The sequence below is a fragment of the Virgibacillus sp. MSJ-26 genome, from assembly GCF_018918075.1.
Classification (GTDB): Bacteria; Bacillota; Bacilli; order Bacillales; family Amphibacillaceae; genus MSJ-26.
Map to the genome: position 1 here is coordinate 1 of NZ_JAHLPW010000021.1, position 25,138 is coordinate 25,138.

A 25,138-nucleotide genomic window follows, 5' to 3' on the forward strand; every position below is an offset into this window, starting at 1 on the left:
TTTGACTTGGCCAATAGAATAACCTCCCAATCGTTATATTTTTATCTTACAATAAAAAAACTGAACTGCGAAGCAAGAGTCGTACGCTCTCTCACTTACACAGTTCAGTTTACACTCCCGTCCCCCCGTCCCACTAAACTTCTACTGTTTCTTTTTTTGTTTCTTTTTCGTGACGATAGAAGTCTACATATTCAGGCTCTAATGGTTTACGTCCTAAAATTAGATCAGCCGCTTTTTCTGCGAGCATGAGTACAGGTGCATGGATGTTTCCGTTCGTAATATAAGGCATGACGGACGCATCAGCAACACGTACGTTTTCCAGGCCATGTACTTTCATCGTATGTGGATCGACGACAGCCATTGGATCGGATTCAGGGCCCATTTTTGCTGTACATGAAGGGTGGAGGGCTGTTTCTGCGTCTCTCGCTACCCAATCAAGAATTTCTTCATCTGTCTGTACATTAGGGCCAGGTGAAATCTCTCCTGAATTGTATGGTTCCATTGATGGTTGTTTCATGATTTCTCGAGTGCGTCGTACAGCCTCAACCCACTCGCGTCGGTCTTGCTCTGTAGATAAATAGTTAAATAGAATACTAGGATGTTCGTTTGGATCTTTTGATTTAATTCTTAATCTACCTCTTGCATCAGAGTACATTGGTCCAACGTGGACTTGGAAACCATGCTTTGTATCTGCTTTTTGTCCATCGTAACGTACGGCGAGTGGCAAGAAATGGTACATTAGGTTTGGATAATCAACATCGTCATTCGAACGGATGAAGCCCCCACCTTCGAAGTGGCTACTTGCTACCGGACCTGTCTTGTTAAGAATCCATTGTAATCCGATGAACGGCATTTTTGCTTTATTTAAACTAGGCATTTCAGATACTGGTTTTGGACAAGAATACTGAATGTACACTTCAAGATGGTCTTGAAGATTTTCCCCGACACCCGGAAGATCCACGACTGGGTCAATGCCAAGTGATTGTAAGTGTTCAGCTTCTCCGACACCTGATAATTGAAGCAGCTGTGGTGTGTTGAAAGCACCGCCTGCTAGAATAATTTCGTCCGCTTCTACAATATATTCTTTTTTGCCTTTTCTAAAGATAAGTCCCTTAGCCCGTGTTCCTTCAAAGTTAATCTTCGTAACGAATGCACGTGTTTCAACATCTAGGTTTTCTCGATGCATGGCAGGACGTAGATACGCATGTGACGTTGATAGTCTTTGTCCTTTATAGATATGTCTATCAAACGGTCCGAATCCTTCTTGTTGATAGCTATTTACGTCTGGCGTACGCATGTGTCCCGCTTCGGAAGCTGCATTGAAGAACGCTTCAAATAACGGATTTGTCGCTGGTCCGCGTGTTAGTTTGATAGGGCCGTCATGACCTCTCATGTCGTCATTAGGTGAATCGAGTGCATTCTCCATGCGTTTGAAGTACGGGAGACAATGGGCAAAATCCCATGTATCCATACCAGGGTCTGCTCCCCAACGTTCATAGTCAAGCGGGTTTCCGCGTTGATAAATCATGCCATTGATTGAGCTTGATCCTCCAAGTACTTTTCCTCGAGCATGTGCAATTTGTCGTCCATGCATATGAGGTTCGGGATCTGATTTATATCTCCAATCATATAGTGGATTTCCTGCCGGATACATGAGGGCGGCTGGCATTTGAATGAACAAATCCCATGGATAATCACTTCTTCCTGCTTCTAAAACTAAAACACTATGTTTTCCGTCTGCGCTCAGTCGGTCACCGAGGATTGCACCAGCACTTCCTCCACCAACAACAATATAATCATACTTTCGTTTCATAAACCGTACCTCCAAATCAGGTGACGTGCGTTTCTTTCCGCACAACGCCTCATTATATTTTTCTTGATGTTAAAATTGACTTGTAACTTTATTTAATCCACTCGTCAGTTAGATCGCGGTTTTCTTCTACCCATTTTTTCGCACCTTCGTGTGGGTCATCTGAATCATTGACGAAATTGATGAGTTCACCCATTGTTTCATCGTCATCGATCGTCCAATTAGTTAACCATTCATTCACTTCTGGATAATCATCTGCAAAATCTTGACGTGTTGCTAGAGAAATTTCTTCTACTTCTCCATAAGTTTTTTGTGGATCATCTAGGAACTTCAGGTCTAAATCAGAGAAAATACCATGTGGTTGCCAGAGTGGCACGACAATTGGCTCTTCCTTTTTAACGGCTTCTCTGAGTGCACCTAGCATCGCTGCCTCCGAACTAGGAACAAGCTCAAGTTCCAAATCATAATCCTCTATTAATTGTTCTGTCACTTCCATGGTGCCTGCGCCTGGTTCGAAGCCGATGATTTCTTCTTCAAATAGGTCTTTGTTAGCATTTAAATCTTCTACACTATTGATGTCTTCCATATATTCCGGAACGACAAGACCGACTTTCCCGTTATCAAACCAAGGTGCTTCATTATTAAAAGCGACCGTGTCTTGATACTGTTCAAAGTAGTTGATATCTTGCACAGGTAACCAAACTTCAATACCAACATCTAAATCGCCAGTCGACAATGCTTCCATGATTGTTCCCATTTCCAGTTGCTTTATATCGACCTCATAGCCTTCTTCTTCTAATAGAACTTTCCATACGTGGTTGACTGCAATATTTTCAGGCCAATTGATTAAACCGAAAACTAGTTCTTCATCATTGTCGTCATCCGAAGCATTTTCTCCGTCTGCTGAATCACCACAAGCTGCTAAAATGATTGCTGTCATGAATACTATAAATATTGTTGTGAAACGTTTCACTATCTTTTATCCCCTTTGTATTTTTCTAGTTGATAATTAATCGCTTTGTTCCTCTTTAGGTAAAAATTCGAAAATTTCTCCTGTTTTAACACTGTGTGTTAATCTTTCAAGCCAGTTGTAGTAGACTTTGGATTTATTTATTAAGTCAAATTGTTCTTTGGCTTGTTCTCTTACTTTATTAGAGACTTCCTCGTCTTCGATAACTTTTTGTAAGTATTCTTCAGCTTGGCTGACGGCCTCCATGTTCATATCTACCTCCCGTTGCCACATCTGACAGTAGTAGGACATGAACGATTTGAAGAAGTCTTTTTCCGCAGCATAAGTATGTTTGCGTGTTCCTTTCTGATGGATTCTCTTTACCATTCCATTGTCATATAGCTTACGGATCCCCGTGCTCATGCTAGGTTTACTCATATTAAGTTCATCTCGCATTTCGTCGAGATTCATCTGATCACTTAAGTACAATGTGGCATAAAGAGCACCGGCTGATGGTGTAACACCATAAAGATCCATCGTCTCGGATATAGCTGAAATAATTTCATTTTTAGCCGATTCGATGGTCTCATATGCTTGTTCATCAAGCGAATTGTTCATTTATTTCACCTCGCTATTAAGTTCGTTAAATAAATTCTTAACAAATTTAATATAATAGGTTTATTCGAATATGTCAACACTTGTTTGCTTGTAATTTTTGTTTTATTGACAACAAATTAGGTGCATGATAACCTTAAAAAGATTCAAAGATTAAATTTATATTTAACAAAGCTAAACTTCATTATTTATATAAAGGAGAGTCTGAGAGTGAAAGTATTAAAACAATTTATAGATGGGGAATGGATTGTTTCGACGACAAACGAAACGAGAAAAATCATTAATCCTTTTAATCAAGAAGTCATCGCAGAAGTGACAGAAGGTAATGATACAGATGCAAAAAAAGCGATTAAAGCTGCACGAGAAGCATTTGATGAAGGTGAATGGGCAACGACATCTGCAGTGGAACGTGGAAAATTGGTTCGTAATATCGCTACATTAATAGAAAGAGATAAAGAAGAGTTGGCACGTCTAGAATCATTAGACACTGGTAAAACGGTTGATGAAAGTCGTGATGATATGGATGGTATTGCCGATGTGTTTCATTATTATGCGGATCTCGCTGGCAAAGATGCTGGAGAAATGATTGCCTCTCCCATTCCCGATACGATCAGTAAAGTCGTTCGTGAGCCTGTCGGTGTTTGTGCGCAAATTACACCGTGGAACTATCCACTCCTACAAGCTTCTTGGAAATTAGCACCTGCTCTTGTAGCTGGGAACACGCTTGTCATGAAACCGAGTGAAATTACACCACTCACTACAATTAAAGTATTTGAGTTAATCGAAGAGGCAGGCATTCCCGCAGGTGTTGCCAACTTAGTCCTTGGACCAGGAAGATCAGTTGGTGCGGAATTATCCGAAAGTAAAGAGGTTGACCTGATTTCCTTTACCGGAGGACTTGAGACAGGTCGAAAAATTATGCAATCAGCAAGTATTAATATGAAAAAAATTGCCCTAGAACTTGGTGGCAAAAATCCGAATGTTATTTTCGCTGACGCAGACTTTGAAACAGCCGTGGATCAAGCATTAAACGGTGTGTATTTCCATGCGGGCCAAATCTGCTCTGCTGGGACGAGACTTATCATTGAAGAGAGCATCCACGATGAATTTGTTGAGGCTCTAGTAAAACGTGTAAAAAATATCAAACTCGGTAGCGGTTTTGATGAAGATACGGAAATGGGGCCATTGATTTCAGCGGAACATCTTGAAAAAGTAACCGAGTACGTAGAAAATGGATTGAAAGAAGGCGCGACATTAGCAGTGGGTGGAGGAAAACCAAAAGATCCTGAACTTCAAAATGGATTTTTCTATTTACCAACCGTCTTAACGGATTGCTCAACAGGGATGGACGTTGTACAAAATGAAGGGTTTGGACCGGTTATTACGGTAGAAAAATTCTCAACAGAAGAGGAAGCAATCCACTTAGCGAATGACTCTATTTACGGTTTGTCTGGTGGTGTCTGGAGCCAAGATATTGCCAAAGCAGAACGCGTTGCTGCTAAATTGCGTATGGGAACTGTGTGGATTAACGACTTCAACATCTTTTTCGCACAAGCACCGTGGGGCGGCTATAAACAATCCGGTATTGGCCACGAATTAGGTGTTCAAGGTTTAGAAGAATATACAGAAACCAAACATGTGTATCATAATATCAATCCGCAGCCGATTCATTGGTTTGGGATGAAATAATTAAAATAAGTAGACATTGCATTTAACATTAAGAAGAAACAGAATGATTAGCACATCATCTTACATTTAAAGAGGATGTGTTTTTTCATGTTCAGCAAGTCATTTAAAATCAGTGATATACTAATTGGGAGAGTCCCGGGCATACAAAAGATGTATACAGCGGAGAGAAAGACAGGTGTAGAAAAATGAAGACTGAAAAAGAAAAAATGTTAGCTGGAGAAATGTACAATCCTGAAGACCTAGCACTAGTAAAGGAGCGCGAGGAGGCAAGGCGAAAGGTTAGAATCTATAATCAAACAATAGAAACAGAGTCTGAGAAAAGAACTAAATTATTAAAAGATTTACTCGGCTCAACCGGAGAAAAAATAATTATGGAGCCAAATATTAGATTTGATTACGGCTATAACACACATGTGGGTGAGAACTTTTATGCTAATTTCGACTGTACGATTTTAGACGTTTGTGAAGTGCGTTTTGGAGACAATTGTATGTTGGCACCTGGGGTACAAATCTATACAGCGACACATCCACTTCATCCTATTGAGAGAAATTCGGGTAAAGAATATGGCAAACCGATTACGATTGGAAATAACGTATGGATTGGTGGAAGCGCCATCATAAATCCAGGTGTAAAAATTGGCGATAATGTTGTCATCGCTTCAGGTTCAGTTATTACTAGAGATATACCAGACAACGTTGTCATGGGAGGCAATCCTGCTAAAATAATAAAAGAAATTGAATTATAAGTAGTGCGTGCTTTTATATGGATGATGCTTGGCAGCTTTTTTAATAAAACATAAAAACTGTAAGCTATAGAATCGTACGAAGAGTTAAGGAAGTATAAGTGAAAAGACTAGACTCTTTTTACTGTTAGATAAAAAACTCGGTTTCTCTGTGTTTTTGATGTGAGAAACCGAGTTCAATATATCTTACACCTTTTCTTGCTCGACAAAGCTCATTGAAGCCCAATTTCGTTGCTTCCATCTTCTTACCATGAAGATCCCTCTTAGCCATTCATCGCAAATAAATGAAATCCAGATACCTGTTAATCCGAGGCCGAGATAGATGGCGAAAAACCATGCAGTGGTTACACCGACACCCCACATAACAATAATACCGATATAGACAGGAAACTTAACATCACCTGCAGCACGGAGTGAGTTAATCATCACTAAGTTAAATGCACGACCAGGTTCTAAAATAATAGTCATGAAGAGCAGCAGGGCACCGAGTTTGATAATGGATAGATCATCTGTGAATATACCTAGAAGTGGCTTAGAAAAGACAAACACAAGCCCAGCCATACTGAGAGATACAATCAGAGATATCCGTAAACTTTTTAGTCCTCGTTCATACGCTTCATCTGATTTACCTGCACCAATCATATGCCCAATTATAATCTGAGTTCCCTGACCGATAGCGATTGAAAAAAGAAAAATGAACATCATGATGTTTTGTGCATATACTTTTGTTGTTATGGCAATCGTTCCTAGTTGAGCAACGAAATACGTAATCACCATCTGACTGGCGTTATAGGATAGTTGCTCACCTGCTGAAGGAACACCAATCTGAAGAATTTTTTTCAAATATTCCTTACGATAACGGAAAAGGCTTTTATAATCCAACTGACCTTGACTACGCTTGATGAGTAGGAAAATGAGTGCAATAAATCCTAGTAAACGGCTAATTACTGTGGAATAGGCTACACCTGCAACGCCAAGAACTGGAAATCCAAACGGTCCAAAAATAACGAAAAAGTTACCGATGACATTAAGAATATTCATTACAATTGTTACGGTCATCGTATCTTTTGTATGTCCATAACTTCTTAAAATAGCACCAGTCGTCATAATTAATGCTTGAACAAAAATGAGTCCACCGACAATTTGGATGTACGTTGTTGCTTCTCCCATAATTTCCAATGGTAAATCCATTAGATTTAAAATAGGGACAGCCCATACAAATAAAGCGGCACTTAATGTAAGGGAGAACAATAAATTTAAACTAATAGACATTATAGCAATTTTCCCTGCAGCTCTTGGCTTTTTCGCCCCTAAATTCTGGGCAATCAAAATAGCCGCACCTTGAGCGACAAATCCAAACATAACGATAATGACGGAAAGAATTTGATTGGTCACACCGACAGCGGCAACCGATTTGTCGGAGTATTGACTGAGCATCAACGTATCCGCATTACCCATTAACATATGTAATAGTAATTCTATGAAAATAGGCCAGGTAAGTGCATATAATGTTAGTTTTTTAGTGTTGGTTGCATTCAAAGGAATTCCTTCTCTCCTTGAGGTTTAATCAAAATATAAAAACTGTATTTTCCAAGTGATGTAACAAAAGAAAATCTATTTTTACCTAATGAGCCATTTTGAAAAAAGAGAGAGGGCTATATGCAAGAAGTAACTCCTCCCTGCGTATAGCCATATTTTGAACGAATTATTTTAAATAATAGACTCTCGTTTCAAAAGGATTTAAAGTAAGTTTTTGTTTTAAGTTTCCATCAACATCTTTGTAGTTGCCAATCATTAAGGAACTGCTCGAATAATCCATTAGTTTGTCTGGCACATCATAGGAAAGTTCATTTTTAGTAAAGTTACTTAAGACAAGCAGTTGTTCGCCCTCATAAGTCCTCGTATAGGCAAAAATATCTTCGCTGTCTCGGTTTAATAAATCATATTTTCCATAAACGATAATTGGGTGCTTTTTCCGTAGTTGAATGAGTTCTTTATAGTAATGGAATATGGAATCTGGATTTGCTACCACATCTTTTGCGTTAATTTCTTTGTAATTGGAATTGACTGCAATCCATGGCTCTCCTTCTGTAAAACCAGCGTTCACACTGTTATCCCATTGCATTGGTGTTCGTGCATTGTCGCGTGATTTAATGTAAATGGATTCCATGATGTCATCTACATTTTTTCCTTCTTCCATTTTCTCCTTGTACATATTCAATGTTTCAATATCCCGATAATCATCAATGGAAGGGAACTTGACGTTCGTCATGCCAATTTCTTCGCCTTGGTAAATATAAGGTGTCCCTTTCATCATATGTAATGTCGTTGCCAGCATCTTTGCAGATGTTTCACGGTACTCTTTATCATTGCCAAATCGGGATACGACACGTGGTTGGTCATGGTTATTCCAATATAGACTATTCCAACCATCATTTTCTAATTCGACTTGCCATTTTGATAAAATGTCTTTTAATTCAACAAGTGACCATGGTTGTATGTCCCATTTGCCATCCGCTCCAGAGCCGAGATCCATATGCTCGAAATGGAAGACCATATTTAACTCATTTCGGTCTTCCCCCGTATACAACAACCCTTCTTCTGGAGTGACACCGGGCATTTCACCAACAGTCATGATGTCATAATGTGCTAATACTTCTTTGTTCATTTCTTGTAAAAATTCATGCACACGTGGTCCATTCATAAAGTATTGATGCCCTGACACATACTTTTTCCCTTCAATGGGTTCCCCGTCAAGGAAACGTTGGTCTTTAGAAATGAAGTTGACAACATCCATTCTAAATCCGTCAATCCCTTTATCCAACCACCATGTCATCATCCTATAGATATCTTTTCGTAATGTAGGATTTTCCCAATTTAAATCAGGTTGTTTTTCAGAGAATAAATGTAAAAAGTATTCGTCTGTCGTTTTATCATATTTCCATGTGGAACCGCCAAAATTTGCTTCCCAATTATTTGGCTCAGCACCATTTTTCCCAGGACGCCAAATATAATAGTCCCGGTAAGGATTGTCCGTTGATTTTCGTGACTCAGCGAACCAATGATGTTCGTCAGACGTATGATTTACTACTAAATCCATAATAAGTTTCATATCTCGCTTATGGATCTCACTTAACATATAATCCCAATCTTCCATCGTACCAAATTCGTCCATAATTTTTTGATAGTTGCTGATGTCATATCCATTATCATCATTAGGGGATTCATAAACAGGCGAAAGCCAAATAACATCAATTCCAAGTTCCTTTAAGTAATCTAGTTTTTCCGTAATTCCGCGAATATCTCCAATTCCGTCTCCGTTACTATCATTAAAACTCCTTGGATAAATTTGATAAACAACACTTTCTTTCCACCATTGTTTTGTCATTTGAATACCTCCATTATAGTATAAAATTGTTATTAGGGATCTCATCGTTCTTTAGTTTTGAGTCTTCTCAAAGATTCGGAAACCATATGGTGAAACATGAATGGAGCTATCATTCGTTATTTCTATGCTATTTCTTTGAAAAGTTCGGCCATCGAATGTAAGTTCTTGGAATAAACCTGAAGTTAGTAAATTAATAGAAGTAGATGTCGTTTGATTATTGATAACAAATATGACTTGCATCGAGTCATGTTTTCTTTCATAAATAATTGTATTTTCATCATGGTTTCCATCTAGGAATTGAAAAGAAGCCCTGTTTGCATATACGTCATTTGATTTTCTTAATGTAATTAGCGCTTGAACATAATGAAATAAATCCTGATTTTGCTTCTCATGTTCCCAAACCATACATGCACGGCACCCGGGATCACCGCCACCATTCATGCCGATTTCATCCCCGTAGTAAATACAAGGTGTTCCAATGAAGGTTAAATGGAAAAGGAACAACAGCTTGACTCGATCGATATTTCCATCTGCCAAAGTTAAAATTCTTGGTGTATCATGACTATCCAATAAATTGAATGAAGATTCATTAACATTATCTGGATACATGTGCAAAACTTCGTCAATGGCATTGCTAAATGAGCTAGCAGACAGTTTTTGTTTAGCAAAAAAGTCGATGGCAGCATTTGTGAATGGATAATTCATGACAGCATCGAACTGATCCCCTTGAAGCCAGGGCATTGAATTGTGCCAGATTTCCCCAAGAATATAAGCGTCAGGTTTCACATCTTTTACTACCTGTCTAAACTCCCTCCAAAACGTATGATCAACTTCATTTGCAACATCGAGCCGCCATCCGTCAATATTAAATTCTTCTATCCAATAACGAGCTACATCGAGTAAGTACTTCTTTACGTCGGGCTGGTTTGTATTTAATTTTGGCATGGAGGCACCAAAAGAAAATGTGTCATAATTTGGCTGTGGTTTCGTTACGACTGGGAAATCCCATAGATGAAACCAATCTTTATAAACAGAATCCTCTTGGTTTTTCAGTACATCTTGAAACGGTAGGAAATAGTAGCCACTATGATTAAACACTGCATCAAGCATAACCCGAATGCCGCGCTTATGACATTCTTTCACAAGACGTCGGAATATTTCTTTATCCCCGAATTGAGGGTCGATTTCCATGTAGTCAATCGTGTCATATTTGTGATTGGAATAAGCTTTAAAAATAGGAGTGAAATAAATTCCATTGATTCCTAAGTCAACGAGATGGTCTAAATGGTTCATAATCCCTTGGAAATCTCCACCGAAAAAGTTTGTGGGCGTAGGTTCTGATTCCCCCCATGGCATAGTACCTGCAGGGTCATTTGATGTGTCCCCATTTGCAAATCGTTCAGGAAAAATTTGATACCATATCGTGTCTTTTACCCAAGATGGCGCATGAAATACATCCCCTTTATGTAAATAAGGAAAACAAAAATAATAATCCTTATCTCTAGGGATAGATTCAAAAAATCCTCGCTCTGTATAATGAATTGTTTCACCTGTTTTCGAGGTGCAACTAAATCCATAGCGTAGTCTGCGGAAGTCTGGTTTCACAGCTACTTTCCAATAATCATGCATTACAGTTGAACCTGATTTTTCCATGTCGATGAATTGAAACTGCCATTCTTCTTTATCAAAAATATATGGATCACCGTAGATTAGGGTTACCGCTTCCATATCATCTTTTTTTGTTTGCAACAAGATATGTAATGTCTCCTCATCATAGGCATAAGCTAGATTGCTTTTAGGTTGATGGTAGATGGCTTCTTTTAACAAATCGATTCCTCCTTTTCATGCAATCGTTTGTATGAAATATAGATAAATAATTTAAACTATTATACAGCGTATCAAAAAAGACAAAAAAATGAAAACGTTATTATCATTGTATAACAAAGAACAATTTCTCTTGCATTTTTAAAAATACGTTGTATAATTTTATGTAAAGTGGTGCGCAACCGTTTTCATAAACATAGCATTCACTTCAAATGAATAATCCTTTAGGGAGGGTAACTGAATGAAAAAATGGTTAGGAACTTTATTTGCATTCATGTTAGTAATAGGAGTCTTGGCAGCATGTGGACCGGACGATGAGGTAGAAGAAAGTTCGGGTAGCGATGATGCTACTGCAGATGTAGAAGATGCGGAGAAGCCTGAAAAATTACTAGTTTGGGAAGATGATGACAAAGGAGCAGCACTTGAAGATGCTGCAGAGAAATTTGAAGAAGAATACGGTATTGAAATTGAATACCAAGAATATAACATAACTGAAATTGAAGAAAACTTAGCGTTAGATGGTAATACAGATGCAGCACCAGATGTTGTTACTTTGCCGCATGACCGTATTGGATCAACAGTTGTAAAAGGGTATATTTCACCAATTGAAGTAGGTGACGATGTACTGGATCAATTCACAAAATCCTCTGTTGAAGCGATGGAATATGATGGTCAATTATATGGGTTACCAAAAGCAACTGAAACACCTGTCTTTATCTATAACAAAGATTTGTTACCAGAAGTTCCAGAAACAATGGATGACATGTACGAGTTATCTGAAGAAGCTGTAGAGAATGGTGATTATGGTTTCTTAGCACTTTGGGATGACACCTATCATGCACATGGTATATTTAAAGGATTTGGTGGGTATGTATTCGGTGATGGCGATGATGTAACCGATATCGGACTTAATAACGAAGGTGCTGTGGAAGCATTAGAATACATGGGCAAATGGTATAAGGAAGGGTTATTCCCGAGTGGAATTATCGGTGAAACATCCAACGACCAAATGAACGGCTTGTTTAAAGAAGGCAATACAATGGCCGTACAAAATGGTCCATGGGCTTTTAATGACTATAAAGACGCAGGTATTGATATCGGTATCGCACCAATGCCTAAATTGCCAAATGGAGAACCTGTTGGTACATTCATGGGAGTAAAAGGTTGGCATGTAACGAACTTTACAGATAACCAAGAATGGGCACAAAAGTTTGTAGAATTTATTACAAATGAAGAAAATGCGCAAATAAGATATGACCTAACTGGAGAAATCCCACCATTAGCATCATTGTTAGAAGATGATGAATGGGTCGAGGAAAACGAAGGGGCAGCAGCTGTAATGGAACAATCAAAAGATGCTATTGCAATGCCTTCTGTTCCAGAGATCGATGAAGTTTGGGATCCAATCACTTCAGCTGTACAAGCGGTTGCAACAAAAGATGCAGACCCGAAAGAAGCGCTTGATGAAGCTGTTAAGTTAATTAAAGAAAATATTGAAATGAATCATGGTGGAGAGAATTAATAAGTAATCTAAGGCGGTGTCTTGTTATTAGAGATACTGCCTTCCTTTTAAACTTACCATTCGCATCACCATATTTAATCCACAGATACACAAATCTAATTTTCTCCAGACAATAAATTGAAGAACGACATAGTCGTAAGCAGTAAAGTATTCATTTATTAAAGTTATAAGAGAGAGGAGTCTCTTGCAGTGGATAATGAATATCAATCAAATCATCGAAAAATTGCAACGTTACTCTCCATCATACCGGGGTTAGGCCAATTTTATAATCGACAATTCTTCAAGGGAGCTATATTTTTAGTATTAGCTGCATCCTTTGGAATTGCCTTTGCAGATTTTATTGACCTTGGGCTATGGGGAATTTTCACGCTTGGTGAAAAACTACCAAGGGATAATTCGATTTTCCTTATGGTTTATGGAATTATTTCTATCTTTTTATTGGCAATCGCGGTAATCATTATGATTATTAATCTTCGTGATGCATATAAAAATGGTGAGAAGCGAGATAGTGGCCAACCACTGAACACGATTCGAGGTCAATATCGAAATTTAATCGATAGTGGATTTCCTTATTTAATGTTGAGTCCTGGCTTTTTCTTATTATTATTTGTCGTGATTTTGCCAATCATATTTGTGTTATTACTAGCCTTTACAAATTACGATTTATATCATAATTGGCCTGCTAGTTTAACGGATTGGGTTGGGTTAGCCAACTTTAAGAAACTATTTACAATGGATGTGTGGCGTCGAACGTTCTTTAGTGTATTTGCATGGACAATTATCTGGACACTAGTCGCAACAACACTGCAAATTGCCCTTGGGGTGTTTTTAGCTATTTTAGTAAACCAAAAGGATTTAAAAGGAAAGGCAATCATTCGTACTTTGCTTATTTTACCATGGGCAGTACCAGCGTTTGTGACGATTTTGATTTTCTCTGGTATGTTTAATGAATCGTTCGGTGCGATTAATACAACGATTTTAAGTGCGCTTGGTATTAGTCCGATTTCATGGATGACAGATGCAATGTGGACGAGATTAGCCTTAATTATGATTCAAACATGGCTCGGATTTCCATTTATCTTTGTCATGGTTACAGGAGTGCTACAATCCATTCCAGATGAATTGTATGAAGCGGCGACAGTGGATGGTGCAAGTATATATCAGAAATTCCGTCAAATCACATTCCCGCTTGTCATGTTTTCTATTGCACCAATATTGATTACACAATACACGTTTAATTTTAATAACTTTAATGTGATTTATCTATTCAATAATGGTGGACCAACAATACAGGGGCAAAATGCTGGAGGTACTGATATTTTGATTTCATGGATTTATGACTTAACGATGTCAACTCAGCAATACGGTATGGCTGCTGCGATTACGATGATTATGTCTGCTGTTGTGATTATCATTGCCATTTGGCAATTTAGAAGAACGAGGTCATTCCAAGAAGAGGATATGATGTGATATGAATACAAAACAAAATAAAATCTTTCGTTTAACCATCACTTATTTCATTGTCGCTATTATGGCAGTTATTATCATTTATCCACTTGTTTGGGTTTTTGGCGCATCATTAACACCAGGGACAAGTATTTCCAGTTTCAATATCATTCCAAAAAACCCGACTTGGGATCATTATAAAGAATTATTTAACCCAGAAGAAAGTCTATATTTGAAATGGTATTGGAATACGTTGAAAGTATGTATTATTTCTATGGTTGCTTCGGTTATAACGATTAGTTTAATGGCTTATTCTTTTTCTCGCTATCGTTTTGTTGGTAGGAAGAATGGACTTGTCACGTTTTTAATCTTACAAATGATTCCAAACTTTGCAGCACTGATTGCTATTTTCGTGTTAGCGAACGTGACAGGTTTAATCAATACACATTTCGGTTTAATCCTTATCTATATCGGTGGTGCGATTCCGATGAATACGTGGCTAATGAAAGGGTATTTGGATTCTATTCCGAAAGAGTTAGATGAAAGTGCACGCATGGACGGTGCAGGTCACTTTAGGATATATTGGCAAATTATTATGCCGCTAGCAAAACCAATGATTGCCGTCGTGGCAGTGTTTTCCTTCATTACACCGTTTACCGATTTTATTTTGGCAAAAGTTCTACTACGACAACCTGAACAATATACACTTGCTGTAGGATTATATGAACTTGTTTCCCGTCAATATGGGAGTGAGTTTACACTATTTGCGGCTGGAAGTATTTTAATTGCTATACCAATTGCGATTTTATTCTTGTCCTTACAGAAGTATTTCGTGTCTGGTTTAACGGCTGGAGGTACAAAAGGGTAAGCCATCCCACTTAATGGTAAAATAGATTTAATTTGATTGGTATAGTGATGAGGAGGAACTTACATGGCCGTTACGATTAAGGATGTTGCAAAAAAAGCGAATGTGTCCCCCTCAACCGTTTCACGCGTTATTTCGGACAGCCCACGGATTAGTGAGCAAACAAAACGAAAGGTCAGACGTGTGATGGAAGAGATGGGATATCACCTAAATTATAATGCACGGGTACTCGCCCAACAAAAAACACGTACGATTGGAGTGGTTATGAAGAAATCAAGCAGTGATTCACTTCATGACCCATTTTTCCCTGAAGTGTTAAGAGCGATAAGTACTTATTGTAATAAAGAGGATTACAGCATTATGTTAACGACTGGTGAGTCGGAGGAAGAAATTTTTGAAGATGTTGTAAAAATGGTCCGCGGAAGACGTGTGGACGGTATCATTGTGACGTATTCCAAAAGAAATGATAAAGTTATTCCCTATTTAATGGAAAGCAAGCTTCCGTTTGTGTTAGTTGGAAGCCCGGTAGAGGCAGAGGAAGAAGTTATTTATGTTGATAACGATAACTTGAAAGCTGCTGAAAATGCGACAGATTATCTAGTTAATCTAGGACACGAGCGGATTGGTTATATTGGCGGGGACTTGGATTATGATGTTTCGATCACTCGGTTTGAAGGATATCAAGCTTCATTGACGAAAAACAAATTCCCGCTTATTGAGGCATATATGGAAAACCCGAAAACCAAAGCTGAGGTCGAACAAATTGTCTTGAGTTTTATGGGATTGAAAAAACCGCCGACAGCACTTGTTGTTACAGATGATTTGGTTGCTTTAAAAGTATTACAAGTTTGCCGAAGAGAAAAAATTAGCGTACCGAAAGAGCTCAGCATCATTAGTTTTAATAACTCGATAATTGCTCAAGTATCAAGTCCAACGTTGACATCAGTTGATACTCAAGTATTTCAGTTAGGACATGAGGCGGCTAAATGTTTAATTGAAGAAATTAATGAAGCCTCTGCCTATAAGAAAAGCATTATCATTCCAACCGTCATTGAAAAACGAGAATCGTGTAAGATGTTAACCGAGGAAGCTTCAAATTGAGCAATTAGAATGGCATGCGAAAAGAAGTAATTAAAAGCTTCATCAGTAAGGGGCGCGTCCCACCTGATGAAGTTTCCTTTTGTACGATACAAACATCAAAAATTATATACAGTAGTTATATTATTGATATTTTAGGAGGAGACATCATGACTAAGAAATGGTGGAAAGAGGCGGTGGCCTATCAAATTTATCCACGCAGTTTTATGGATTCAAATGGGGATGGAATTGGTGACGTTCAAGGCGTCATTTCAAAACTAGATTACTTAAAAGATTTGGGAATAGACGTCATCTGGATGTCGCCAATCTACCAGTCGCCGAACGACGATAATGGCTATGATATAAGCGACTATCAAGCGATTTCTAAAGAGTTTGGTACGATGGAAGATTTCGATGAATTACTAGAAAAAGTTCATGAACGTGGTATGAAATTAATCATGGACTTAGTTATTAATCATACATCTGATGAGCATCGGTGGTTTATCGAGTCTCGTTCTTCAAAGGATAATCCATATCGTGATTATTATATTTGGCATGAAGGCGAAAAAGGCACACCACCAAATAACTGGGAATCTATTTTTGGCGGATCTGTCTGGGAGTATGATGAGAAGACGGGTGAATATTATATGCACGTATTTTCACGTAAGCAGCCGGATCTTAACTGGGAAAATCCTGAGGTGCGTAATGATTTATATAAAATGGTGAATTGGTGGTTGGATAAAGGAATTGACGGTTTTCGAGTCGACGCGATTTCACATATCAAAAAATTGCCTGGTTTCCCTGATATGCCGAATCCTAGCAATAAAAAATACGTTCCGTCATATGAGGGGCACATGAATCGCCCTGGAATTAGTACATTTTTAGAAGAATTGAAAAAGGAAACATTTGACCAGTATGACATTATGACCGTTGGAGAAGCAAACGGGGTGAGTGTTGAACAGGCCGACGAATGGGTTGGTGAGGAAAACGGTCATTTTAATATGATTTTTCAATTCGAACATTTAGATCTGTGGGGCAAGAGTGCGACAGGTGGGCTTGATATTCATGGCCTGAAGCGAACGCTCAGCAAGTGGCAGAACGGTCTTGCTGGTACTGGATGGAATGCTCTTTTTCTTGAAAATCATGATCAACCCCGCTCAGTTTCGACGTGGGCAAATGATACGGATTTAAGAAAAGAAGCTGCGAAAAGCTTTGCGACCATGTACTTTTTAATGCAAGGAACCCCGTTTATTTATCAAGGACAAGAAATCGGTATGACAAACGTGCAGTTTGATTCTATTGATGATTATAATGATGTGGCAATTAAAAATACTTATCAAGAAGAACGTGAAGCAGGGAAAAGTCATCAAGAAGTTATGAAAATTATTTGGAAAAATGGACGGGACAATTCGCGTACACCGATGCAATGGAACACAGAAGAAAATGCTGGATTCACGACAGGAACCCCGTGGCTTAAAGTGAATCCAAATTATAAACAGATAAATGTAGAAGAAGAACTTGCGAATCCCGATTCAATCCTTAATTACTATAAAAGATTAATTCATCTGCGCCAGAATAGTGATGCTCTTATTTATGGCAGTTATGAGCTAATTTTAGAAGAACATGATCAAGTTTTTGCATACAAGCGGACGCTGGATGATAAGACATATCTTGTGCTGACAAACTTATTTGAGGTTGCGGTCGATATTGAGTATCCCCAGTCTGTTGCTGGAAAACGGGCAGAGCTTTGTTTGGGCAATTATCGGATAGAAAATGATGTTGAAATGCTAGAAAAAACAACTTTTCGCCCTTATGAAGCACGAGTTTATCAAATTAATAGATAGAGAAGCCGAACAAAGCGCGGGACGCCCGTCTAGCAACGTACGGACTGGACTGAGCCGTAGGAGATAAAGGAAACACGGCGAACGTAGTGAGGCGATGTTGACTTATCGTGTCATGAGGTGAAGGAAGTCTCGCAAGTTTTTTAATGCCAAAACTTGCCTGCTAGTTGCTGGGCGCCCCCAGCTGGACGATCAAAAGCTGAAGCTGGACGTGAACAAATTCAGTATAAAGTTATCCCCAGGAGTTTTAATGTTATAGTTTCCTTAACTATAAAAAAACTCCCCCAACAGCCAGGTTCTGGGGGAGATAAAAGGGAGTGCATTTCGAGTGGATGAGTTAATTATAGGAGTAGACATTGGCGGCACTAGTGTGAAAGTTGGTTTAATAAATTATGATGGGGAAATCGTTTATAAATGGGAAATTCCTACTAACAAAGATCACCAAGGACGCGGCATTGTTGATGATGTATGGAATTCTATTACTGAGACTCTATCGAAACAGAACATTGGAAAACGTATTATCGGGATTGGTGTTGGTGCTCCTGGGTTCGTAAACCGGAAAACAGGTATTGTTGAGGAAGCTGTAAATATAGGTTGGAAAAACTTTGAGTTAAGAGATGCCTTTCATCATTTATCCGATTTACCTGTATTCATAGAAAATGATGCTAATCTAGCAGCACTGGCTGAAAATTGGCAAGGCAGGGGTGAGCAGTCTGAGGATGCTATGTTTATTACGCTTGGTACGGGTGTCGGTGGTGGTATTATTGTCAACGGTGAGATTATGAATGGCGTCAATGGTACTGCTGCTGAACTTGGTCATATATTGGTCGATCTGAATGGTTCCCGCTGTAATTGCGGTAGAACTGGCTGTTTGGAAACCATAGCTTCAGCAACTGGTATTGTGCGCCAATCCATGGATGAAGTTTCAAACAATCCTAATGGTGCATTGGCCTATCACTACAAACGGCACGGTAAATTAGAAGCAAAAGATGTCTTTAACTTGGCAGAAGATGGCGATATGGCAAGTGAAAATATTATCGACAAAACGATGGATGTTTTAGGTCTTGCCATTGCGAATACTGCTGTTATTATTAATCCGAGTCAGATTATTATCGGTGGCGGCGTGTCTAAAGCGGGCGAACGATTACTATCTAAAATAAATAGATCATTCAAAAAATATGCACTCCCAAGAATCATTGAGTGTTGTGAGCTTAGACTTGCAGAGCTAGGTAATGACGCTGGAATCATCGGTGCAGCTTATTTAGTGAAAAAAGGTCTTAACAATATGGATTAAATTTAACATCATTTCAACTAATCTAGCCTTCTTTATGGAAAAGCTCTGCGTGGCTGTTTTTAATGAGAGAAGGTTTAAAAATGGGAAAATTGGGACAAGGCACCTGTCCCTATGTCCCTACCCTTTAAAATAAGACTTTCGAACTTAATTTCTATTTGTAATCGCCTTCAATGCTATCCGAGTTCTTAATTAGGGTAGAATGTTATATAATAGAAGGTGAGGTTTTAATAGTTTTGTAGATAAGGGTGAAGTGGACATGTCCAATAACTATACATCTAGAATAGAAAAGAGACATCAGAGGAAGAAATCCAATCGGGGTAAGAAAAGTTGGTGGAAGATACTTTTATTAAGTTTGGGTATAGCTTTTGCTCTTGTTATTGGTGGTGGAGGAATTGCGGTTGCTGTTATGCTTCATGATACTCCGGAACTGAATGCAAGTAATCTACAGATGCCGCAATCTACGCGTATTTATGATGATGATGAAAAGCAGATTGATACGTTATTTCAAGAAGAAAACCGGATTAATGTTTCAATTGATGAGGTGCCGGATGCGATGAAGGCCGCGATAATTTCAATTGAGGATAAACGATTTTTTGAACATAATGGGATTGATTGGCGTCGTTTATTGGGGGCGGCTCGTAGTAACATTAAAAATGGTTGGGGGGCTGAAGGCGGTTCGACGCTTACCCAGCAGGTGATAAAACGAACGGTTCTGTCACCGGAGAAAACATTGAAGCGTAAGGTACAGGAAGCATGGCTTGCTTTGAAGTTGGAAAAGAAATATTCAAAAGATGAAATTCTTGAGTTTTATTTAAATAACGTTTATTACGGTCATGGCGCTTACGGGATTAAAACGGCGTCGGTAACTTATTTTGGTGAAGAAGATCTTTCAGAGCTAAGCATTTCGCAGGCTGCTCTTCTTGCTGGTTTGCCTAATTCGCCAAGTGCGACAGATCCGTTCAAGCATCCTGAGCGGGCAGAAGAAAGACGTGATAAGGTTTTAGCGGCAATGGTAGATAATGGATTCATTAATGAAAATCAGCTAGCTGAAGCTAAAGACGAGGCCGTCAAGGATATTGTTTTAAAAGAAGAGAAAAAGCAGGAAAATGATAATCCTTATAATGCTTACGTTGATGCTGTATATGAACAATTAGTAAATGAGGATAAGGTTGTTTCTGATGAAGAATTTTTCCAAGGTGGCTTGAAAATTTATACCCATCTTGATTCTGATGCACAGCAAGCCACATACGATTTGCTTCATTCGGAAGATATTGCTTATCCAGATGATGACTTTGAAGCTGGATTATCGTTAGTTGATACGGAAACGGGTGCGATTAAAGCGATTGGTGGAGGACGAAACTTTAAGGCGATTCGTTATTCTAATTATGGATCACATATTAAACACCATCCAGGATCAACGATTAAACCGATTCTCGATTACGGTCCAGCCATTGAGCATTTAAAATGGTCGACATCGCATGTGTTGACGGATGAACCGTATGAGTATAGTGACGGAACACCGATCAATGAGTGGGATGGTAAATATTGGGGAGCTGTTTCGATTCGAAGAGGTCTTGAATGGTCGAGAAACATTCCTGCGCTAAAGGCATTCCAAGCGGTGGGAGAAGAGAAGGCACAGGCTTTTGCTGCTGGACTAGGCATCAATATTGATCCGATATATGAGTCGGCTGCTATTGGTGGTTTTGATGGTGTGTCTCCATTACAAATGGCAGGGGCCTACGCGGCATTCGGAAATGGTGGGACATATAATGAACCATCCGCCGTTAAAAAGGTTGTTTTTCCTGATGGAAAAGAGTGGGAACCTGATTCGAAATCGGAGAAAGCCATGGAGGATTACACGGCTTACATGATTACGGATATGTTGAAGACGGTCATGACGAGTGGAACTGGAACACAAGCTAATATAGCGGGTATCCCTGTTGCCGGGAAAACGGGATCAACGAATATACCGCAAGAAGATCGGGAAAAGTACGGCATTGCTGACGGATTGCGTGATGCTTGGTTTTCTGGTTATACCACAGAGTATTCACTCACTGTCTGGACGGGTTACCCGTCGATGAAAAATAAAGATGGCGATGTGCAGTACATTAAATATGATGGAACGCAGGATATCGCTAAGCAACTTTTCCGGGAATTAATGTCTGAGGTGTCATCGCAAGACGTGAAAGACTTTGCTCAGCCTGATTCGGTTGTTTCTGTTGGTTCGGAACTACAGGTACGTGGTGCAGAACCAGCGACACCAGAGGAACCCCCAACTGATAATTCTGATCAAGAACAAGTGGAAGAAGACGACGAGGAGCAGGATGAAGAAGAAGTAGATGAAAACGAAGAGGATGAGGAAGAAGAGGAAGAAGAGCAGGAAGAGGAAGAAGAAGCGGATGACGAGGAACACGAAGAGGAACAAGACGGGGACCAATCTGATTCAGAGGATGAAAACCAAGATTCGGATGAACAAGAGGATGACCAAAATGATGATGATAACGGAAATGGAGATGGAGACGGAGACGGACAAGGCGAAGAGGACAATGGTGAAAACGAAGGCTAGATAAAGAAAATAAACTAACAAAAGGGAGGAGCAATCCTTCCTTTTTTTCTTATGCTGGGCGAGGTGGGTTATGCACCCGTCGATCGTAAAATCCATAAGCGGCCGCATAACATTCGATGAACTATTTAATAATAACGTTTAGATGATTGCGAATAACTTTCTATTATATGATGGACTAATCATATCTGTCAACAGAAAAATTGCATTTAATAAGATTATATGGTATTATTAACTTAGTGAAATTTTGTGAGAATAAAGAATAACCGGACGAAACTTCTCTTAGATAGAGTTTGAGTTCGGTTTTTTATTGTAATTATTTTTTGTTAGCCTGGAAATTTATTATATATTAGGAGAGTGGGTTAATGAATTTACTAAATGAAAAAATAACACATGAAACGTTTGGTACGGGAAATGTCGTAGAACAGGATGAAAATATTATCACTGTTGATTTTGAAGATGGTAACAGAAAATTCGTTTACCCCGATGCTTTTGGAAAGTTCATATCCCTAAAGGATGAGGACACAGCGAAATCTCTAAAAAAGGTAATTTCTAAAATTGAAGAAGAGAAAGTTGAAAGGGAGCGAGAAGAAGAAAGGGAACAACAGGCACTCGCTAGAATAAGGCAGAGTCAAGCTGGGAATCGGGCGAAAAGGCCTCATATCCATGAAAACGCAATTGTTTTTTGGTTAGATGAGGAGGAACAAGAAAATGTATTTGCCGATTGGGAAGTGTCAACTGGTACGGTTCAAAGTGGGAAAAATAAGGGACAGCCTAATAGGCCAGCTCGCTTGCGCCCGAACAGTGCATGTCTTCTAACTGAGAGAGCGTCGGATATAGAAGAAAAAGAAAGACGAATCCTCGGATTATATATGTTAACTGAAACATTTAGTGGTGATGTTGGTGCCCACGGTTTGGTACCAGCGCATGCAGAATATAGAATTGAGCTCACGGATGAAGAAGCTGAAAATATGCTTTTCTGGAATTATTATATCAATAAGAGTTATCCTGATCGAATGACGTGGAATTCCGGTAAATTCCGTTACTTTGAAAATATTTGGATTGCTCAAATCTTAAAAGATATCATAGCGATGAAAGAGGATGAAGAAGAAATCAAAGAAGCTGAAAATTTCCTCGAATATTACTGTAATTTGAATGCTCTTGATGTGGATGACATCCCGGAGAAAAGTGGTGCTTTAAAACAATAATATTAGGCTGAACGGTTGGAACAGTTCTTTTACTTCATGGATTGGAATGAAGTGAGGAACTGTTTTTTTCTTATAAGGAGTCGGGGTTTAGCCGTCACTATTGATTGAGTCGGGGCTTTGTAGGTTGCGACTTGGGTTCTTGGGGTAGGTTAGAAAAATAGGGTTAGTCCATAGTTTAAATCTTCAGGTGGATATGGATGGATGCCGTTTTCCATCACTTTTTCTTTTATAATCTATTTTTTTGAATATAATAAAGGAAACGTTGAAGCGAGATAGGGGTGGATGATATGGCATATTCAAAAGATGTGAGGTGGAGGCAACGGTTTGAGAATTTCGATCGATCGTTTAATCTCTTAAATAAATATGCTAATGACAAGATTGAAACAGAGTTGGAGCGGGCGGGTTTGATTCAGTTTTTTGAGATGTCTTTTGAGCTCTCGTGGAAAGTACTTAAAGGTTATTTAGAGGCGGAAGGATTCGTGGTTAAGAGTCCCCGTGAATCAATAAAACAGGCTTTTCAAATCGGGTTGATTGAGGATGGTCATCTGTGGTTAGATGCATTATCTAAGCGAAACTTAACTGCACGTACTTATGATGAAGAACTGGCTAAAAAGTTTGTTGAAGAGATAAGAGAAGACTTCGTGCCTATGCTAAAAGTGTTGTATGATAAATTGTTGGAGGAAAAATGATGATGTGTGGGTTACAAGAACGAGATATGAAATTGATTAGAGAGGCGATTAGTCAATTTAACAATATTGATTGCGCGATAATTTTTGGAAGTAGAGCTCTTGGTAATTATAAGAAAGGTTCTGATGTTGATTTAGCTTTGAAGGGGGATTTTGTGAGTGATGAGACGATATTGAAGTTAAATAACTTGTTAAATGAAATTTATCCCTTGCCTTATTATTTTGATATCCTTCATTATGAAGGGGTTAGGAATGAACAATTAAAGACACATATAGACAGATATGGGATTCCTGTGTGGGAAGTTGATGGAAAGAAGTCAAATACTAACTAGATTATTTGTCTTCATATCTACGGGGAGGGTTATAACTGAGCGGGTAATTGTTAGGTAACATACGGGTTCATGGAAAGTATCGAGGAGTCCCCCTTTAAGCTAACGGGGGACTTGAAAGAATTTATTAAAATGCTGCAGTCCAACCACCGTCAGCAGTCACGACTGTTCCGTTTACAAAACGTGAATCATCTGAAGCTAAGAATAATGCTACGTCTGCAATATCCTCAGGTTGTCCTACGCCGGGAATGACGCCTTGTACAACCTTTGTTCGTTCAGCGCCGAACTTACTAATATTTGTCATTGAAGAACTGATATTTGTTTCGACAGCTCCTGGAGCGATGGCGTTGCAGCGAATCCCTTTTTGAGCATACATGAAGCCGGTATTTTTAGTTAAACCAATCACAGCATGTTTAGATGCTCCGTAAGTTGCTCCAGCATGAGCGCCGTTTAGTCCGCCAGTCGAGGCGGTATTGATGATAACACCTTGTTCTTTCTCTAGAAAAATGGGTATTGCTTTACGCATGGCCCTCATAACACTTTTTGTATTGATGTCGAAAATCTGATCCCATCTATCATCGGATATTTCCCCAACAGGTTCAAATCCGTCCATAATGCCAGCATTATTTACTAAAATATCTATTGTTCCATATTCATTCACTGCTGTATCGATCATATTATCGATGTCTTCTTTTTTTGCTACATTAACTTGTACGGCTTTAGCGGAGGCACCATTACTGGTGATTCCTTCGACTACTGAATTTGCGCCATCAAGATTTAAATCTGCGACTATGATTTTGGCACCTTCTTTTGCATATAGTTCTGCGATTGCTTTCCCCATACCCGAAGCGGCGCCTGTAACTACAGCAACTTTGTCTTTTAATTTCATAATTATTCCCTCCTTTTAATTTAGAAAAGTTATAGAATGTACCTATTAATATTATAACAGTTATCAATAGAAACAAGAAACAATGACGGTGATACCAAGGATTAATCTATGGAATCTTGGAAATTGTATACGGTCGTTATGAGAAAGGGTTGCTCAGAATCTCGTAGGGATGAGAGATAGCCCTTGGTGTCCTTAACATTATCTTCGGATTTGTATTAAAGTTAAATCTCTTTGCGAGTTCTATTGCATTTTGTTTGTTATTTTGGTTTATATTAAGTCCCCTTATCAGTCTATTCACGGTTACTCCAGCTGTACATAGTAACAGAGCCTTCCTTTTAATATCTATTATATTAAATATCATTTTCATTTTAGCTGGTGTTATCCTGTTATTTAATCCGCT

General features: G+C 38.8%; 19 protein-coding genes. 12 read left to right on the forward strand and 7 right to left on the reverse strand.

Annotation, left to right across the window (positions count from 1 at the left end; genetic code table 11):
* Positions 1–133: 133 nt before the first annotated feature.
* From betA to cudC, 3 genes are all read right to left on the reverse strand, one after another.
* Positions 134–1,813: a choline dehydrogenase gene (betA, locus tag KQI49_RS15845; protein WP_216490526.1), complete on the reverse strand. Its 1,680-nt coding sequence runs from the start codon at positions 1,811–1,813 to the stop codon at positions 134–136.
* Between the two features lie 88 nt (positions 1,814–1,901).
* Positions 1,902–2,783: a glycine betaine ABC transporter substrate-binding protein gene (locus tag KQI49_RS15850; RefSeq protein WP_371817584.1), complete on the reverse strand. Its 882-nt coding sequence runs from the start codon at positions 2,781–2,783 to the stop codon at positions 1,902–1,904.
* A gap of 36 nt (positions 2,784–2,819) precedes the next feature.
* Complete coding sequence (gene cudC, locus KQI49_RS15855; protein ID WP_216490528.1) at positions 2,820–3,377, reverse strand: choline uptake/conversion transcriptional regulator CudC; 558 nt, start codon at positions 3,375–3,377, stop codon at positions 2,820–2,822.
* A 207-nt stretch (positions 3,378–3,584) separates the two neighbouring features.
* Between cudC and betB the strand changes: the two genes are divergently transcribed.
* Together betB and KQI49_RS15865 are read left to right on the forward strand one after the other, a co-directional pair.
* Positions 3,585–5,063, forward strand: a complete 1,479-nt coding sequence (gene betB, locus KQI49_RS15860) for a betaine-aldehyde dehydrogenase (protein ID WP_216490530.1) — start codon at positions 3,585–3,587, stop codon at positions 5,061–5,063.
* A gap of 185 nt (positions 5,064–5,248) precedes the next feature.
* A complete protein-coding gene (locus tag KQI49_RS15865) occupies positions 5,249–5,809 on the forward strand; it encodes a sugar O-acetyltransferase (protein ID WP_216490532.1) in 561 nt (186 codons plus the stop codon).
* Between the two features lie 183 nt (positions 5,810–5,992).
* On the opposite strand, the gene KQI49_RS15870 is transcribed toward KQI49_RS15865, so the two are convergent.
* The 3 genes from KQI49_RS15870 to KQI49_RS15880 form a co-directional block, all read right to left on the reverse strand.
* Positions 5,993–7,345, reverse strand: coding sequence for an MATE family efflux transporter (locus tag KQI49_RS15870; RefSeq protein WP_216490533.1), 1,353 nt, complete (start codon positions 7,343–7,345; stop codon positions 5,993–5,995).
* A gap of 166 nt (positions 7,346–7,511) precedes the next feature.
* Complete coding sequence (locus KQI49_RS15875) at positions 7,512–9,194, reverse strand: glycoside hydrolase family 13 protein (RefSeq protein WP_216490534.1); 1,683 nt, start codon at positions 9,192–9,194, stop codon at positions 7,512–7,514.
* A gap of 51 nt (positions 9,195–9,245) precedes the next feature.
* Complete coding sequence (locus tag KQI49_RS15880; protein ID WP_216490535.1) at positions 9,246–11,021, reverse strand: glycoside hydrolase family 13 protein; 1,776 nt, start codon at positions 11,019–11,021, stop codon at positions 9,246–9,248.
* A gap of 238 nt (positions 11,022–11,259) precedes the next feature.
* Here KQI49_RS15880 and KQI49_RS15885 point away from each other — a divergent pair, with 238 nt between their 5' ends.
* The 10 genes from KQI49_RS15885 to KQI49_RS15930 all read left to right on the forward strand — a co-directional run bounded on the left by KQI49_RS15885 (position 11,260) and on the right by KQI49_RS15930 (position 23,852).
* A complete protein-coding gene (locus KQI49_RS15885; protein WP_216490536.1) occupies positions 11,260–12,540 on the forward strand; it encodes a sugar ABC transporter substrate-binding protein in 1,281 nt (426 codons plus the stop codon).
* Between the two features lie 189 nt (positions 12,541–12,729).
* On the forward strand, positions 12,730–14,010 hold the full coding sequence (locus KQI49_RS15890; RefSeq protein WP_216490538.1) for a carbohydrate ABC transporter permease: 1,281 nt from the start codon (positions 12,730–12,732) through the stop codon (positions 14,008–14,010).
* A gap of 1 nt (position 14,011) precedes the next feature.
* Positions 14,012–14,854 (forward strand): sugar ABC transporter permease, encoded by an 843-nt coding sequence (locus KQI49_RS15895; protein WP_216490540.1) that lies wholly within the window; start codon positions 14,012–14,014, stop codon positions 14,852–14,854.
* 63 nt (positions 14,855–14,917) lie between these two features.
* Positions 14,918–15,952, forward strand: coding sequence for a LacI family DNA-binding transcriptional regulator (locus KQI49_RS15900; protein WP_216490542.1), 1,035 nt, complete (start codon positions 14,918–14,920; stop codon positions 15,950–15,952).
* Between the two features lie 146 nt (positions 15,953–16,098).
* Positions 16,099–17,772 carry a glycoside hydrolase family 13 protein gene (locus KQI49_RS15905; protein WP_216490544.1) on the forward strand — a complete coding sequence of 558 codons (1,674 nt, stop codon included), beginning with the start codon at positions 16,099–16,101 and terminating at the stop codon, positions 17,770–17,772.
* 325 nt (positions 17,773–18,097) lie between these two features.
* Entirely contained in the window at positions 18,098–19,063 is a 966-nt protein-coding gene (locus tag KQI49_RS15910; RefSeq protein ID WP_216490545.1) for an ROK family glucokinase, read from the forward strand.
* A gap of 256 nt (positions 19,064–19,319) precedes the next feature.
* Positions 19,320–21,629 (forward strand): transglycosylase domain-containing protein, encoded by a 2,310-nt coding sequence (locus KQI49_RS15915; protein ID WP_216490546.1) that lies wholly within the window; start codon positions 19,320–19,322, stop codon positions 21,627–21,629.
* A 362-nt stretch (positions 21,630–21,991) separates the two neighbouring features.
* Complete coding sequence (locus KQI49_RS15920; protein WP_216490547.1) at positions 21,992–22,834, forward strand: malate synthase; 843 nt, start codon at positions 21,992–21,994, stop codon at positions 22,832–22,834.
* Between the two features lie 287 nt (positions 22,835–23,121).
* The gene (locus tag KQI49_RS15925; RefSeq protein ID WP_216490548.1) at positions 23,122–23,523 is read left to right on the forward strand and encodes a nucleotidyltransferase substrate binding protein; all 402 of its coding nucleotides are present in this window, start codon (positions 23,122–23,124) and stop codon (positions 23,521–23,523) included.
* Positions 23,523–23,852, forward strand: coding sequence for a nucleotidyltransferase family protein (locus KQI49_RS15930; RefSeq protein WP_253286879.1), 330 nt, complete (start codon positions 23,523–23,525; stop codon positions 23,850–23,852). The genes KQI49_RS15925 and KQI49_RS15930 overlap by 1 nt, the downstream gene beginning before the upstream one ends.
* A gap of 124 nt (positions 23,853–23,976) precedes the next feature.
* Here the strand turns inward: KQI49_RS15930 and KQI49_RS15935 are convergent, their stop codons facing one another.
* Positions 23,977–24,738 carry an SDR family oxidoreductase gene (locus KQI49_RS15935; protein ID WP_216490550.1) on the reverse strand — a complete coding sequence of 254 codons (762 nt, stop codon included), beginning with the start codon at positions 24,736–24,738 and terminating at the stop codon, positions 23,977–23,979.
* Between the last annotated feature and the right edge of the window lie 400 nt (positions 24,739–25,138).